At 50.5% G+C, this 14,637-nt stretch carries 14 protein-coding genes and 1 other annotated feature; of the genes, 2 read left to right on the forward strand and 12 right to left on the reverse strand.

Features of this window, described 5'->3' with window-relative positions; translation table 11 throughout:
• Nucleotides 1–87: 87 nt before the first annotated feature.
• From H9Q79_RS11320 to H9Q79_RS11330, 3 genes are all read right to left on the reverse strand, one after another.
• Nucleotides 88–2,001: a heavy metal translocating P-type ATPase gene (locus tag H9Q79_RS11320; RefSeq protein ID WP_249328320.1), complete on the reverse strand. Its 1,914-nt coding sequence runs from the start codon at nt 1,999–2,001 to the stop codon at nt 88–90.
• Nucleotides 2,002–2,169: 168 nt separating this feature from the next.
• Complete coding sequence (locus H9Q79_RS11325; RefSeq protein WP_118642876.1) at nt 2,170–2,442, reverse strand: metal-sensing transcriptional repressor; 273 nt, start codon at nt 2,440–2,442, stop codon at nt 2,170–2,172.
• A gap of 30 nt (nt 2,443–2,472) precedes the next feature.
• Nucleotides 2,473–3,804 carry a CCA tRNA nucleotidyltransferase gene (locus tag H9Q79_RS11330; RefSeq protein ID WP_249328321.1) on the reverse strand — a complete coding sequence of 444 codons (1,332 nt, stop codon included), beginning with the start codon at nt 3,802–3,804 and terminating at the stop codon, nt 2,473–2,475.
• A gap of 542 nt (nt 3,805–4,346) precedes the next feature.
• On the opposite strand from H9Q79_RS11330, the gene H9Q79_RS11335 reads away from it, so the two are divergent.
• Together H9Q79_RS11335 and proS are read left to right on the forward strand one after the other, a co-directional pair.
• Nucleotides 4,347–4,760 carry a PaaI family thioesterase gene (locus tag H9Q79_RS11335; RefSeq protein ID WP_118642874.1) on the forward strand — a complete coding sequence of 138 codons (414 nt, stop codon included), beginning with the start codon at nt 4,347–4,349 and terminating at the stop codon, nt 4,758–4,760.
• 42 nt (nt 4,761–4,802) lie between these two features.
• Nucleotides 4,803–5,015 (forward strand) — a binding site (T-box leader).
• A gap of 183 nt (nt 5,016–5,198) precedes the next feature.
• Complete coding sequence (gene proS / locus H9Q79_RS11340; RefSeq protein WP_249328322.1) at nt 5,199–6,638, forward strand: proline--tRNA ligase; 1,440 nt, start codon at nt 5,199–5,201, stop codon at nt 6,636–6,638.
• Nucleotides 6,639–6,750: 112 nt separating this feature from the next.
• Here proS and H9Q79_RS11345 read toward each other — a convergent pair whose 3' ends face one another.
• The 9 genes from H9Q79_RS11345 to H9Q79_RS11385 all read right to left on the reverse strand — a co-directional run bounded on the left by H9Q79_RS11345 (nt 6,751) and on the right by H9Q79_RS11385 (nt 14,306).
• On the reverse strand, nt 6,751–7,239 hold the full coding sequence (locus H9Q79_RS11345) for a deoxycytidylate deaminase (protein ID WP_249328323.1): 489 nt from the start codon (nt 7,237–7,239) through the stop codon (nt 6,751–6,753).
• A 12-nt stretch (nt 7,240–7,251) separates the two neighbouring features.
• Nucleotides 7,252–7,881, reverse strand: a complete 630-nt coding sequence (upp, locus tag H9Q79_RS11350) for a uracil phosphoribosyltransferase (RefSeq protein ID WP_118642850.1) — start codon at nt 7,879–7,881, stop codon at nt 7,252–7,254.
• 31 nt (nt 7,882–7,912) lie between these two features.
• Complete coding sequence (gene rpiB, locus H9Q79_RS11355; protein ID WP_118642848.1) at nt 7,913–8,350, reverse strand: ribose 5-phosphate isomerase B; 438 nt, start codon at nt 8,348–8,350, stop codon at nt 7,913–7,915.
• On the reverse strand, nt 8,347–8,808 hold the full coding sequence (locus H9Q79_RS11360) for an arsenate reductase/protein-tyrosine-phosphatase family protein (RefSeq protein WP_249328324.1): 462 nt from the start codon (nt 8,806–8,808) through the stop codon (nt 8,347–8,349). Before H9Q79_RS11360 ends, rpiB begins: the two co-directional genes overlap by 4 nt.
• A 10-nt stretch (nt 8,809–8,818) precedes the next feature.
• A complete protein-coding gene (locus tag H9Q79_RS11365; protein WP_249329716.1) occupies nt 8,819–9,871 on the reverse strand; it encodes an L-threonylcarbamoyladenylate synthase in 1,053 nt (350 codons plus the stop codon).
• Nucleotides 9,872–9,930: 59 nt separating this feature from the next.
• Nucleotides 9,931–10,620 (reverse strand): N-acetylmuramoyl-L-alanine amidase, encoded by a 690-nt coding sequence (locus H9Q79_RS11370; protein WP_249328325.1) that lies wholly within the window; start codon nt 10,618–10,620, stop codon nt 9,931–9,933.
• Between the two features lie 67 nt (nt 10,621–10,687).
• Nucleotides 10,688–11,380 carry a coiled-coil domain-containing protein gene (locus H9Q79_RS11375; RefSeq protein ID WP_118642842.1) on the reverse strand — a complete coding sequence of 231 codons (693 nt, stop codon included), beginning with the start codon at nt 11,378–11,380 and terminating at the stop codon, nt 10,688–10,690.
• Between the two features lie 43 nt (nt 11,381–11,423).
• Nucleotides 11,424–13,085, reverse strand: coding sequence for a glycosyl hydrolase family 18 protein (locus H9Q79_RS11380; RefSeq protein ID WP_249328326.1), 1,662 nt, complete (start codon nt 13,083–13,085; stop codon nt 11,424–11,426).
• Between the two features lie 999 nt (nt 13,086–14,084).
• The gene (locus tag H9Q79_RS11385; protein WP_118644213.1) at nt 14,085–14,306 is read right to left on the reverse strand and encodes a hypothetical protein; all 222 of its coding nucleotides are present in this window, start codon (nt 14,304–14,306) and stop codon (nt 14,085–14,087) included.
• Between the last annotated feature and the right edge of the window lie 331 nt (nt 14,307–14,637).

Genomic DNA, 14,637 nt, shown 5'->3' on the forward strand with positions numbered 1-14,637 from the left:
GGCGCTCCCCCTTTCGTCTTTCTATCCTATGCTCAGAGGGATGAGAATATTTCTGGTTTTACAGTGAGTCCGATCCATATCCGCCGCTCACTGTTTTTCAGGATGTTCAGTACAATTAGATACGGCTAATCGATTTTTCCCGCTCCACTTCAATAAAACAGCAGAATGAATGATGACAAGCACAGAACCCGCATTATGAACCAGCGCTCCCACCACAGGATTAAGAATACCAGCCATCGCCAGGGCCAGAGCCAGGAAATTCAGTATCATAGAAAAGCTCAGGTTACATTTAATCGTGTTCATCATTCTCCTGGACAATTCCAGCAGATGGGGCAATTCTTTTATCTCGTCACTCACCAGCACAATGTCTGCCGCATCCACTGCTATATCACTTCCCACGCCTCCCATGGCTATTCCTACGGCGGCCTTTTTCAGGGCCGGGGCGTCGTTTACTCCGTCTCCGATCATACAGATTAGCTGGCAGTTTTCCTCGTAATGGCTGATCCAGTTCAATTTATCCTCCGGCCTGCAGTTCCCATGGACTTCGGCAATCTGCAGCAGTCCGGCGATGCTCTTCGCAGTTTCCTCCCGGTCGCCTGTTATAAGCACTGGATGAATATCCAGAGCTGTTATTCTGCTGATCGTGTCCACGCTTTCCGGCCTCAGGGTATCGGCCAGCGCAAGATATCCTGCAAATCTCCCGTCTATCGCAACATAAACCGCCGTGTTCCCCCGAAGCAGACAGGATTTTATGTCTTCTGCTGTTTTATCCTCTATGGTTATACCATGTTCTTCTAACAGTTCTCTGTTTCCGGCCAGAATTTCCCGGCCGCCGGCGCAGGCCATGACTCCCCGCCCGGGAATCATCTGAAATTCCTCCGCCTGAAAATTAAATCGCCCTGTTTTCTGCTGGTAACAACGTGTCACAGCGCGGCCGAGAGGATGTTCCGAACGCTGCTCGGCAGCCGCTGTACAGGCATACAGTTCTTCATCTGTGATCTCCGGAAGTATACTTTTCACAATGGTTACTTCAGGTGTCCCAAAAGTCAGTGTTCCTGTTTTATCGAAAGCTATGCGAGACACACCGGCCAGTCTTTCCAGCGCATCCCCTTCCCGTATAAGAAACCCATGTTTTGTGGCATTCCCCATTGCCGCCATGATAGCGGTTGGTGTTGCAAGCACAAGCGCACAGGGACAAAATACTACCAATATCGTCACAGTACGCAAGATTTCGCCTGTAACCAGCCATGTCAGTCCGGCGGCGCCCAGAGCGATGACTACAATCCAGGTTGCCCACCGGTCGGCGATGCCAACTATTTTTGCTTTCCCCGCATCAGCCGACTGCACCAGACGGATCATCCTCTGGATAGAGCTATCCTCCCCCACCCGTTCGGCTCTCATATCAAAGCTCCCAAACTGATTGACGGTACCGCTCGAAACCTCATCTCCCGCACTTTTGTCAACAGGCAGGGATTCGCCTGTCATAACCGCCTGATTAATTGAAGTATGCCCGGTAAGTACCACGCCGTCGACGGGTATGCTTTCTCCCGGAAGGACTCTGAGAATATCGCCTGTCTTCACCTGACCGGCCGGAACTATGGTTTCCGTCTCCCCTTCCACAACTCTGGCCGTCTGAGGGGTGAGGCGCACCAGCTTTTCAATCCCCGCCCTGGCCCGCTGGGCGGTCAGTTCTTCCAGCAGTCCGCCCAGCTGCATGATAAAAGCCACTTCACCGGCCGCAAAATACTCTCCAATAATGATGGAGGCAACTAACGCAAGCGATACCAGCACGTCAGCCTTGATATCAAAAGCAGTCACCAGTCCGGTTACGGCTTCCATGATAATCGGGATTCCGCAGAGCACGACAGCGGCCCAGGCTGCGTCGAATGGTATCGGGAATATTCTGAACATGCTGGCCAGCAGCGCCGCACCTGAAATCACCAGGAAAGCGACGTCTTTTTTAATTCCTCCCCATTCCAATAGTCCTTTTAGTCTTTTCATAACCGCCCTCCTTTATACCCATAGGGGTATATGTTTATAATACCTATAGGGGTATTGGTTGTCAAGTACAAAAAAAGACAGCCACAAAATATAGCTTGCAGCTGTCCTTTCCCGATATACGCCGGCCGGTTCCCTGTGCATCCTCTATTGAGCCCTCACCGTTTTCTATTACATATTCGCAAAACGTTCTACCGCTTTCGTAAAGCTTTTAATGGTCTGATCCGCATCCCCGTGCTCGATCCCATCGCGCACACAGTGATTGATATGCCCCTCCAGCACCACTTGCCCGGCCTTATGAAGAGCCGATTTTGCAGCATTGATCTGTGCCAGGACATCCTCGCAGGGGACGTCCTCATCAACCATGCGGTCGATGGCCTGAACCTGTCCTATTATTTTTTTCAGCCTCCGGTGAAGATTTTCCGAGTCCATACACTGTATCATCCGTTTACCTCCTATTTTTTATCAGCGTTCTTAATTGATCCTGTTTTTTACAAAATCCAGCAGATATTCTCTGTTATTTTTGCCCGGTTCATTAAGCACTTCCTCTAAAGCCGCATTCAGCAGTTCACCGACCTCCGGACCGGGCCTGCCGCCCAGGGACAGAATGTCCCGTCCTGTGATCTCTAAGTCCTTCAGTTTCAGGCACTGGCCTGCCTTCATTATTCTTTCATATACCAAAGATACCTCTATAATCCGCTGAAGTTTCAGCGTCCTGTATGTCTCACTCTGCGCCAGGGTATCTGCATTCTGTACTTTAATCAGAAGCGGAAACAATTCCGTGCCGATCTTATGGACTGCGCGGCGCACTTCTTTTTCCTCAGGCTGCATCCTCCAGTCATGATATTTCACCAATGTGGTTACCTGGCGAATTGTACCGTTGTCCAGCTTCAGCCGCCTCATGACTGCCTTTGCCATCTCTGCTCCCAGAAGCCCATGCCCCTTAAAATGATCGATGCCATTCTCATCTGTAGTATGACAGGAAGGTTTTCCGATATCATGGAGCAGCATGGTCAGCCGAAGCGTCTTGTCCGCCTCCACAGCGCACATGCTTTTCAATGTGTGCTCTCCCACAGTATAGCAGTGGTGCGGATTATTCTGCGGAGTCCTCATCATTTCATCAAATTCTGGCAGAATAATTCTTGTTATTCCCGCTTCATAAGCCACTTTCAGATAATCCGGATGATCAGAGGTAATCAGCTTCATGAGCTCAGCACAGATCCTCTCCGCGCTGATTTTTTCGAGAGTCGGAGCCAGACGGATGATGCCTGCCACCGTATCTCTGTCAATTCCAAAGCTCAGCTGTGCTGAAAAGCGGACCGCCCGTAGTATCCTCAGAGCATCCTCCGAAAACCGTTCCATGGGGTCCCCCACACAGCGGATCACTTTTCTCTGAAGGTCGTCTATGCCTCCGTACAGATCCACCAGACCATCTTCCTCATTATATGCCATGGCATTGATCGTAAAATCCCTCCGTTTCAAATCCTCTGGAAGACTGGCCGTGAAGGTCACCTCCTCCGGATGCCTGGCATCTCTGTATTCCCCATCTATCCGGTAGGTAGTCACTTCATGAGGCTTACTGCCAACCAGAACCGTTACCGTCCCATGAGCAATACCCGTATCCACAGTCCTGTTAAAAATCTCCTTCACCTGTTCCGGGCGGGCTGACGTGGTAATATCCCAGTCATCCGGCCGCCTTCCCAGTATGCTGTCCCGGATACAGCCCCCTACCGCATATGCTTCAAAGCCGGCGGCATGAAGGCTGTCCAGGATTGCTTTTACAGTAGCAGGCAATTTTATCCTCAACGCTTTCGTCTCCTTCATTTCTTGTTCATTACTGTCCGCTACTATTGTAACATATCTCTTCCGGCTGTCAAAGGAACAATTTCACCAGATTACCATTCACAGCCCTATTATGGTTTTGTGGTTAGATGTATGGATACCTGAACGAAAAGCAGCGGGAGACCTAAGGCGGGAACCCTAATGGTCTTAGACGGTAGATTCCGGAATACAAGAAAGAAATACTGGCGCCAATTGACCACAATTAGTCAATAATGATTGTCTGAAACAATACCAGCGACACTTTCGGAGATCCTGGGTGAGGCGTTTTCGATCACCAGAAAGGCAGACAGGAGACGGGGTATCCCAAACACCTCCCCCCTCACCGACCAATTAAAATCAAGACCATAATTGCACTATGAATGTCAACTCCACCTATCTTTTACACCTCCAACGCATACTACAGCATATTGACAATTTCCCCCAAAGGACATACTATATTAACTGGATATGCAGCAGTTTAGGCTTCATCACTTACCGAGAGGACGAAACGGAGGATAACGACTGGTATGGATTTTGAAAGGTTAAAAGAACACCGGAATCATCTGAATGCTTTTGCCAATTATATAGGTCTTCATATCACACAGCTAGGCGAAGGATCTGCCCGGGCTGAAATGCCTGTCACAAAAGATCATCTGAATCCCATCGGCTCTGTCCATGGAGGGTGCCTTGCCACCATGGCCGACGTAGTGGGCGGGGCTGCTGCCAGCTCCTATGGTTATCAGGTTACAACTCTGGACGGCAACCTTCACTATCTGAGAGCCGGCCTGGATGTCACCTGTCTTTACGGAAAGGCCCGCGAGCTGAAACATGGCAAAAGAATTCTGGTCTATGAGGTTTCTGTTGAAGATCAGAATGGGACAGTGCTGGCAGAGGGGATTTTTACGTATATGTCTATGGGCAAGAAGATTTTAGAATCTTGACAAATCCTGCAATTTATCTTAGAATGAAACGGAATTAACAATAACAGAGCGTTGATAGGGAATAGTACATGTCAGAAGATCCTCAGAGAGAAAGCCATCCGGTGCAAGGCTTTCGTTTGGAAGATATGGAACCGGCCCCTGGAGCTGCCTGCGAGAAGCAGGACGTGCCGCCGCGTTAAGGCGATAAACGAGTGAGCCTTCTGTATCAGACGGCTAATGAGGGTGGTACCACCGAATTAATTGTCGGTCCCTGTCTGGGGACGGGCATTTTTTTATTTCATAGGAAGTTCTTCCTATGAAATAAAAACCCACCGGGGGATGCGCATTCCACGCTAAAGAAATATGGCCGCTAAGGCGACCGCGCTCCGGCGCGCGAGTCCGGCAAGCCGGACTCTTTGTATCTTTATAGGAGATCAAAAAAAGAGAAGGAGAACCATTATGGCAAAGGACAAAAAATTAGTAGAAGCCATCACATCCATGGAAGACGATTTCGCCCAGTGGTATACGGATGTGGTCACAAAAGCAGAGCTTGTAGGCTATACCAGCGTAAAGGGCTGCATGGTAATCAAACCGGCCGGCTACGCCATCTGGGAAAACATTCAGCATGAATTGGACCGCCGCTTTAAAGAAACAGGCGTGGAGAACGTATATCTGCCCATGTTTATTCCTGAAAGCCTTCTGGAGAAGGAAAAGGATCATGTAGAAGGTTTTGCTCCCGAGGTTGCCTGGGTCACCCACGGCGGACTGGAACCACTTCAGGAGCGCATGTGTGTACGTCCCACCTCTGAAACCCTTTTCTGTGACCTCTATTCCAGGGATGTCCACTCTCACAGGGATCTGCCGAAGATATATAATCAGTGGTGCTCTGTCGTGAGATGGGAAAAGACTACCCGCCCCTTCCTCCGTTCACGGGAATTTCTCTGGCAGGAAGGTCACACCGCGCACGCTACAGCAGAAGAAGCTGAGGCGCGCACCATCCAGATGCTGAACGTATATGCGGATTTCTGCGAGGAGGTGCTTGCGATACCGGTCATCAAAGGCCGGAAGACTGATAAGGAAAAATTTGCCGGCGCTGAGGCAACATACACCATCGAATCCCTGATGCACGACGGCAAGGCACTCCAGTCCGGCACCAGCCACAACTTCGGCGACGGTTTTGCAAAGGCTTTTGACATTCAATACGCCGACAAGGATAACACTCTGAAATATGTACACCAGACCTCCTGGGGCATGACCACCCGCATGATTGGCGCCCTGATCATGGTGCACGGCGACAACAGCGGCCTGGTTCTTCCGCCCAGAATCGCCCCCACCCAGGTCATGGTTATTCCCATCCGCCAGGACGCTGCGGGAGTTATGGACAAGGCCCTTGAAATCAGAGAAGCTCTGAAAGCCGCAGATATCCGCGTAAAACTGGATGATTCAGAAAAAAGCCCCGGCTGGAAATTCTCAGAACAGGAAATGCGCGGCATTCCCGTACGCGTGGAGCTCGGGCCAAAGGATATCGAAAACGGCCAGGCTGTCCTGGTCCGCCGGGATACCCGCGAGAAATATATAGTCTCTATAAACGAGATTCCAGCCAAAGCCGCAGAGCTGCTTGAGGAAATTCAGGCGAATCTGTACAATAAAGCTCTCGCTCACAGGAATTCTCATACCTACGATGTGACTACTTATGAGGAATTTGACAAAACCGTTAATCAGCGTCCAGGTTTCATACGCGCCATGTGGTGCGGCTGCCGGGAGTGTGAGGACAAGATTAAGGAAGATTTTGCCGCCACCTCGCGGTGTATTCCATTTGAGCAGGAGCAGTTAAGCGACGTCTGTGTCTGCTGCGGGAAACCTGCTAAAAAGATGGTATACTGGGGAAGAGCGTATTAATAAGCGGAAATAGCAGAGCGTTGTTTCACAGACACAGGGCCGGCCTGATCCAGATTCGATCAGGCCGGCCCAATATGTTCACTCCGCTTAGAACTTCCGGTAAATTACCCCCTCATACCGTAATTTCAATTTTCCGGTCCGTCGGCGTATATTTCTTGAACTGCACCCCCGCTGCCTGGAACATCATTTTAGAAGCCATTACCGCCGGAGTCCCGTCGTATTTATCGCTGTCATAGATTACCGTTTTGATTCCCGCCTGGATGATGGCCTTTGCGCACTCGTTGCATGGAAACAGGGATACATAGAGCTTTGCCCCCTCCAGGCTTCCTCCCCGGTAATTCAGGATCGCGTTCAGCTCACTGTGGGTTACGTAGACGTATTTCGTCTTCAGCGGGTCTTCATCGTCCCTTCCCCAGGGAAATTCATCATCCGAGCAGCCCATAGGAAATCCGTTATATCCCATGGAAAGTATTTTGTTGTCAGCGCTGACAATACAGGCCCCCACCTGTGAATTCGGATCTTTCGACCTCATTCCGGCCAGCTTTGCAACAGCCATAAAGTATTCGTCCCAGGTTATATAGTCTTTGCGCTTATCATTCATAACGGTACCTGCCTATTTCGTTCCGAAAATGCGGTCTCCCGCGTCACCCAGTCCCGGCACAATATATCCGTGATCGTTCAGATGGTCGTCCAGCGCCCCAATGAACAGATCCACGTCCGGATGCATCTCATGCATTTTCTTAATACCCTCAGGAGCCGCTATGATACACATGAAATGAATCTTCTTGGCCCCCTTTTCCTTCAGCATGGTAATAGCGGCCGTGGCAGAACCGCCGGTTGCCAGCATGGGATCTGTCACGAACACCTCGCGGCTGGCTATATCAGAAGGAAGCTTGCAGTAATACTCCACTGGCTCCAGCGTTTCCGGATCACGGTACAAACCAATGTGGCCTACTTTGGCGGCCGGTATGATCGTCAGCATACCTTCAACCATTCCCAGGCCGGCGCGCAGAATAGGCACTACCGCCATTTTCTTGCCTACCAACTTCTTGACGGTGGTCTGGCAGATTGGAGTGGTAATTTCCACATCCTCCAGAGGAAGCTCTCTGGCGGCCTCATAACACATCAGCATGGCCACCTCTCCGATCATCTCCCGGAATTCCTTTGAACTAGTATCTTCCCGGCGGATGATTCCGATCTTGTGCTGGATTAACGGGTGGTCCATAATAATTGTCTTTGCCATAATGATGCTCTCCTTCTTCTTTTGTCTTATATTATGTTTCCGGATGTTCAATTTTATAAATTCTTCTCTTATGACGTTCTTCCTCTGAAAAAGGAGTGTCAAGAAAGGTATCCACTATCTTCAGCGCCAGGCCGGCTCCTACCACGCGTCCGCCCATGGCCAGAATATTCGCATCGTTATGCAGCCGTGTCGCTTCTGCAGAAAAACAGTCGCTGCACAGTGCGGCACGGATTCCTGGCATTTTATTGGCCGTGATGGAGATGCCGATTCCCGTTCCGCAGATCAGGATGCCCTTTTCGCAGCTTCCCTCCTGTACCGCATGCCCTACCTGCCGCGCATAATCCGGATAATCCACCGAATCCCTGCTGTAACATCCAAAATCCTGATATGGGATCCCTCTCTTATCCAGATGCTTTTTCACTTCCTGCATTAACTCGTAACCGCCGTGGTCACATCCCAAACCGATCATTTTTTCAGTTCCTCCTCATTTAATTGTATCACCAGCCTGTTGATCAGAGCTTCCAGGGTTTCATAGCACTTTCCATAAGCGGACAGCGGCGCTCCGTACAACGGGGCCACATCCTCACTCACTCCTGTATATTCCGCAATCGTATACACGTTCAGCGCGTTTGTATAGCCTGTCCGGATTTTTTCCTTCTGTGCTTCTTCCATCGTCAGAAGCAGCACCTTCCCGCTGATATCTTCCTGGGACAGCTGGGTAGCCGCATGCTCTTTTGCCGTCAGCCCGTTGCTGACCAGAACTGCTTCCGCCTTCTGGTTAACCGGCTCTGGGAAAAGGACCACAAGACCCCTGGAGCAGACCTTCAGCGGTGACAACAGATATTTTTTCTGCATGATCGCTGATGCCATCGGAGCTCTGTCCGTATCATCAGAATCCACGAATATTAATTTGTCGTATTTTTTCACGCCGGTCACCTCACTGTATCTCGACTATCTCATGTCCTGCCGCCTTCAGAAGGCGATTCATGATCGCCTGTCCCATCCGAGGTGTGTAAAAAGATTCTGAATATATATATTCTACGCCGTCTTCATCAAATCTGCGCAAAACCTCATATAAATGGCGCGCGATGCTCTCTTCCTCGGCTCTGCACCCAATACTGTATATGATTCCCTCCGGATATTCCCCTCTGGTCTCGGACGTGCAAATAACGCCAGTCTTATAACCAGCGTCTATTTTCTCATGAACGAGCTCTCTGATCTTCCCGGGGACATCCTGCTCCGGCCCCTCCACAACCGCCAGATCCGCTTTCGGGGCATAATGCTTATACCGCATTCCCGGAGCCTTCGGACGGACCCTGCTGTCCGCTGACAGTATGCCGGGATCTATCCTCACTTCTCCCAGCACCTCTTCCAGCATGGAGCGGTTCAGATAGCCCGGCCGCAGAACCACCGGAGGGTCTTCAGTAAAATCTACAATGGTAGATTCCAGACCGATGTCGACCTGTCCGCCGTCTATGATCATATCTATCCGGTCTTCCAGATCCTCCTGCACATGGACAGCCAGCGTCGGGCTGGGCCTTCCGGATGTATTAGCGCTGGGCGCCGCAACATATCCTCCCGCCTGCCGAATCAGCGCCTGCGCAATTCGGTTGCTCGGGAGACGGACTGCCACGCTGTCCAGACCTCCCGTGGTCTCATAAGGTACTTTATCACTCTTGCTAAAAATCATGGTCAGCGGCCCCGGCCAGAAAGCTTCTGCCAGCTTTTCCGCCTTTTCCGGAATCTCACTGACAATCGCCGGGAGATCCTCCATCCCGGCGATGTGAACGATCAGGGGATTATCAGAGGGCCTTCCCTTCGCCGCATATATTTTTCTGGAGGCCTCCGGATCCAGAGCGTTCCCGCCCAAGCCGTAGACCGTCTCAGTAGGAAAAGCCACCAGGCCGCCCCTCTTCAGGATCTCTCCTGCTTCCCGCAACGCATCCATATCCAGCTGCTTCTCAGTCATCTGAACCATTTTTGCTTTCATCATCTTTACCTTCCCATATTCTTCATAAGTATAGCATTCTTTCAGAGAAATGAAAACCCCTATTTCTCCCCCTCCAGATAGCTCTCAATCCCATGGCAGACAGCCTTCGCCAGCTGATCCTGGTAGCCGCTGTCGTTCAAAAGCTCCGCCTCCTCCCAGTTGCTCAGAAAGCCGCATTCCACAATCGCGATGGGCACATCTGTCTTTTTCAACAGATAGTAACTGGTGTTTCCCTTCGCCTGACGGTGATTATCCGGGTCCACCTCGCTCACCAGAGTGTCCTGCAGGCATTCGGCCAGCCTTTTCCCCTCTGCCGAATCTGTGTAATAAAAGACCTGCGCCCCCTTCACATATTCCTCCGGATAGCTGTTCTGATGGATGCTGACAGCGCATGCGGGAGCTGCTTTATGTATTAGTTCCACCCGGTTCTGCAAATCCTGAACCTTATGGTTTTTGGCTCCCTCTTCATACAGGCCTTTATCCTCTTCCCTCGTCATGACTACGGTAATCCCTTTTGCTTCCAGCTCTTTTTTTACCTTGTCTGCAATCACCAGGTTAACATCTTTTTCGTTCACCTGATTCACGCCGATCTTTCCCGGATCATCTCCGCCGTGCCCCGCATCCAACACGACCACTTTTGCACCACTTTTCTGTGCGTTCACCAGCTGAGCACCTTTACCGGACAGGAAGTACACGCCTCCCAGCAACAGCACAGCCATACAAAGCTCCAACCATCTTCTTTTTTTCAAAAAATATCTCCAGGGCTATATTTATAGTAATATATGCCTCTGGAGATTTAATCATGTTTCCTCCGGCTCATTCCTCCTCATCATGCAGGAGATCCGCAAGCTTCTCGTCCAGCTGGGCCTGGTCCTCCAGGCTGTCTTCCTCATCCAGGCTGTCCTCTATTGCCTCAAGGGGCTGGGATTGGATCAGATCCTCCTCCATCTCATCCTCCAGATCCTGAAGGGATTCCGGCATAGTGCTGACAATGGCATGAACTGACTTGTAGGACTGCATAAAGCGGCGCTGTACCTGGTTAATCAGTTCTACAATGTCATTTAGTTCTTCCTGGACGGCCACATATTTTTTCTTGCCCTCGGATAATTTATCATCAACCTCATGCTGAACGGAATCCAGGCACTTCTGGGCAGTAGCCTGGGCCTCCCCGAGAATCCTCTCGCTCTCCGCCTTTGCCTCACTGATCATGCGGTCCGACCGCACCTTTGCGTCAAAAACCAGTTGGCTGATCATCTCATAGTTATCTATATAGGACTGGTATTTCTCCCGAATATCCCTCTCCAGACGTTCTATCTCGGCCTCCTTCAACGCCATTCTATTGGTCAGTTCGGCTATTTTCTTGTCCTTGCCCTTCAATACCAGCAGCAGCTTACTCTTCTCTGCATATGCTTCGTCTTTCATCTTCTGAACTTGACGAAGGACATCGTCCTTGTCAAATCCACCCATCAGCGTTGTCTTGAACATCTCTTCATTCCCATTGCCAGCCATTGTACGTGTCCTCCGTTCCCTTTCCTGATTCTTTTTTGCCTGCCTATACCGCCAGATATTGCGCAATTATATTCCAGACGGATGCCCGTTCAAATCCAAGCCGCCATCCCGCCACACCTGCCAGATCGTATTGGGCAATGAGCTTCATCTTCGCTTCTACAGACTGCTCATCCTCCAGCCAGATGCTGTACCGCGCGCTGCCGTCTTCCACACTTCCCACATTCTGTCCCACAGAGGCATCCCATGCGGTGACAATCCCATGCTCTTCCACAAAGGCAGCTGCAGCATCCATGCCCAGAGCCTGGCTCTCCGGCACAGAAGTGCCAAAGGTCTCTACCCAGCTCCTGGTATAGAATGGAATTGCATTGATCACCTGCCCCGCGGGAACCTCCTTCAGCGTATCCTGAATTCCCTGTTCTACGAACGGCAGGGACGCTACCGAACCGATCTCTTCCGAAGATGCCGTATGTTCATCATATCCCATGATAATCAAATAATCGACTGTCTTCGCCTGTTCAGCGCGCTTATAATACTTCGTATAGGTCGGGACAAAATTATCTGTAGAAACCACCAGGTTCTGCGCATGGGCTGCCACGCACAGCTCCTTGAGAAACTGGAGATACTGAGGCGCGCTGTCCTCCCTGATGGATTCAAAATCTACATTAATGCCATCCATTCCACAATCCGTCGCAATCTGCATCAGCTGCTGAATGATATTGGCTCTGGCAGACGCGCCGGCCAGCACATCTCCCGTCTTTACCGGACTTCCATTCACATCGCCCAGCATTCCCCATACCTGAAGCCCTGCGGCGTGGGCCTGATCCACATATGCCTTATCAGCGTAGGAAACCAGACTCCCCTGTTCATCTGCCAGAGAAAACCAGGTGGGCGATATGGTATTCAGACCCGCTGCTTCCGCGATGCGCTCGCCCAGATAGCTGTTTCCCTCCAGGGAATCCACATAATGCCAGCCAAGGTTTATTTTATGATCCAGAGAAATTCTCTGGAACTGGAACCGCGCATCCGCCGTATGGGGAAGACCGGCCTCGCTGTTCTTCATAAAGGTGCTGCTCTGCACATAACCCACATAGCCGTCAGCAGTAGACACACGGCACCAGTCCTGCAGATCCTCCAGGAATACGATCGTATCCCCTTTCTTCACCTCCGTCAGAATCTCACTTTTGAGCCCTCCTCTGTACCGGACCTTGGTATCCTCTGTCATAGTCCCGGCAGTCACCCCGCTCCAGGAAGTTCTGGCCACGACCCGGTATGGCTCTTCCAGGATCTCCATATCTATATCCGAATTCTCTCTGATACAGGCAGCAGAAATATAAGGCACACCGTCCTCACCCAGAATCACCGCACCGCTCCCGTCTCCCGGCACCCAGGTATTTGTCCCCGCCGGCAATGTGAGCAGCAGCTGGGAAGCTCCTGCTTCCCAATAATAACCACTATTCAGATAATTCCAGACTGTCATATAATCAACATATACTTCTCCGTCTATCACCAGCCCTTTTTCTTCCAGCACTTCATCATTAACAATCAAAGCTGCCTGATCTCCGGAAGACAGGCCATAATATTCACTCTTATTCATCTTTTTTCCCGTAGGCGAATAACGATTGATAAAAAATCCACCAATCCCTACGATTGCCGCAACAATAACCAGACAAATGACAACCGGCAGCGGCGATTTATTTCTATGCATCCCTTATTCCTCCTAAATTACTCCTCATCATTCATCATTTTAACATTAAAGCTATCTGATATCAATTGAAAGACTATTTTTTTCGACATAAATTTCAACGGAAAATTATGGGTTTGCTTCCAATTGGTCGGAGAAGGGAGGCGTTTTGGATATCCGGACGAAAGGCTGGGAGGAGGCGGGGCGGAACAGGGACGGCGCCATGGAAGGCTTCGGCCTGAAGTTCTGCTAAACGGCCATCAGCACCTACAGGGAGGTACCAGGGCAAGTCCGGTAGAAAGACTGATGTCTTTCTATCCTCCGTGCCCTTCAGGTATTGTGCGTGAGGCACAATACCTGCCCTCCCTTCCGGCGCTGCTGCCCGCTAAGCAGAACTAATCAGGCCTGCAGAAATCCATGGCGCCGTCCCTGTTCCGCCCCGCCTCCTCCCAGCCTTTCTGGTGATCTAAAACTCTTCACCCAAGTTCTCCGAAAGTGTCATCAGGATGGTTTCAGACAGTAATTGCTGGCTTATCGCGGCCGACTGGCGCCAGTATTTCTTTATTAAATATCGAAATCTACCGCCTGAGACTATCGGGGTTCCACCTCTGGCGAGAGCCATTGTACCGTCTGGAACAGCCAGAAAAGCAGCGGGGGATCTCCGGCGGCTGCGGCCTGACGGGCAGACCTCTGCAGGGTTGTTAGTGATTCTTGACTTCCGGAGGCCGCTCTCCAGGGGGCGTCCGCTGTGCCTCAAGCACGGCGGGCGAGGGGAACGGAGGATGGAAGGCATCAAGCCTTCCACCGGACTTTCCCCGGTACCCCTGGAGAGTGGCCTCCGGAAGTCTTAGAATCACTTCAACCCGAAGCCCAGTCTGCCCAACAGACCGCAGCCGCCGGAGGTCCCCCGCTGCTTTTCGTCCGGGTATCCACCCCACCTCGCCACAAAACCGTAATTTAATGCCGTCCGGCAGGTGGTTATACAAGGGACCTTACGGTTTTCCTGCCGGACGGACTGTTTATTTACTCGTCTTCACTTACAAAATTAAAATCAATTATGTTTAATTTCCCTGTTTCGTCCTGAATATAATCCCGCATATATGTACCGTGCTCTGCGACGGCACAGGCGTCTGCAATGGACTCCGGGCTGCTTTCCCTCCCTTCCAGAAGGAGACGGATACCGCTGTCCTGATAGCTCTGCAGCTCTGTCTCCAGATTTCGCTCTGTGTTTCTTCTGATATTCATAATATTTAGCGGTACTTGAAGCTGTCTCGTGATAACAAAAATTCAGGTACCTGCTCCCTTTCTTCAATTTGACAATCTTTTAATGTCACTTTTATATTTAAGAAAAGACACATTCAGATACCAGTTCTGTTTTTATTTGATTACGTTTGTGTTGGGAAAATTACTGCGAAACTGCATGAATAAAACATCACTGAAATTAATTAAGTAAGATTCGGCGAAAGCCGTTCTGAATCGTTTGAGTAAGATTATAGACTATATATGTTACCTGGTCATGGGCAAACACCCCTTTCTGAAACAGGTATCTGACATATCATTTCTTATTTACTATTAT

Source organism: Wansuia hejianensis, from assembly GCF_014337215.1.
Taxonomy (GTDB): Bacteria; Bacillota; Clostridia; order Lachnospirales; family Lachnospiraceae; genus Scatomonas; species Scatomonas hejianensis.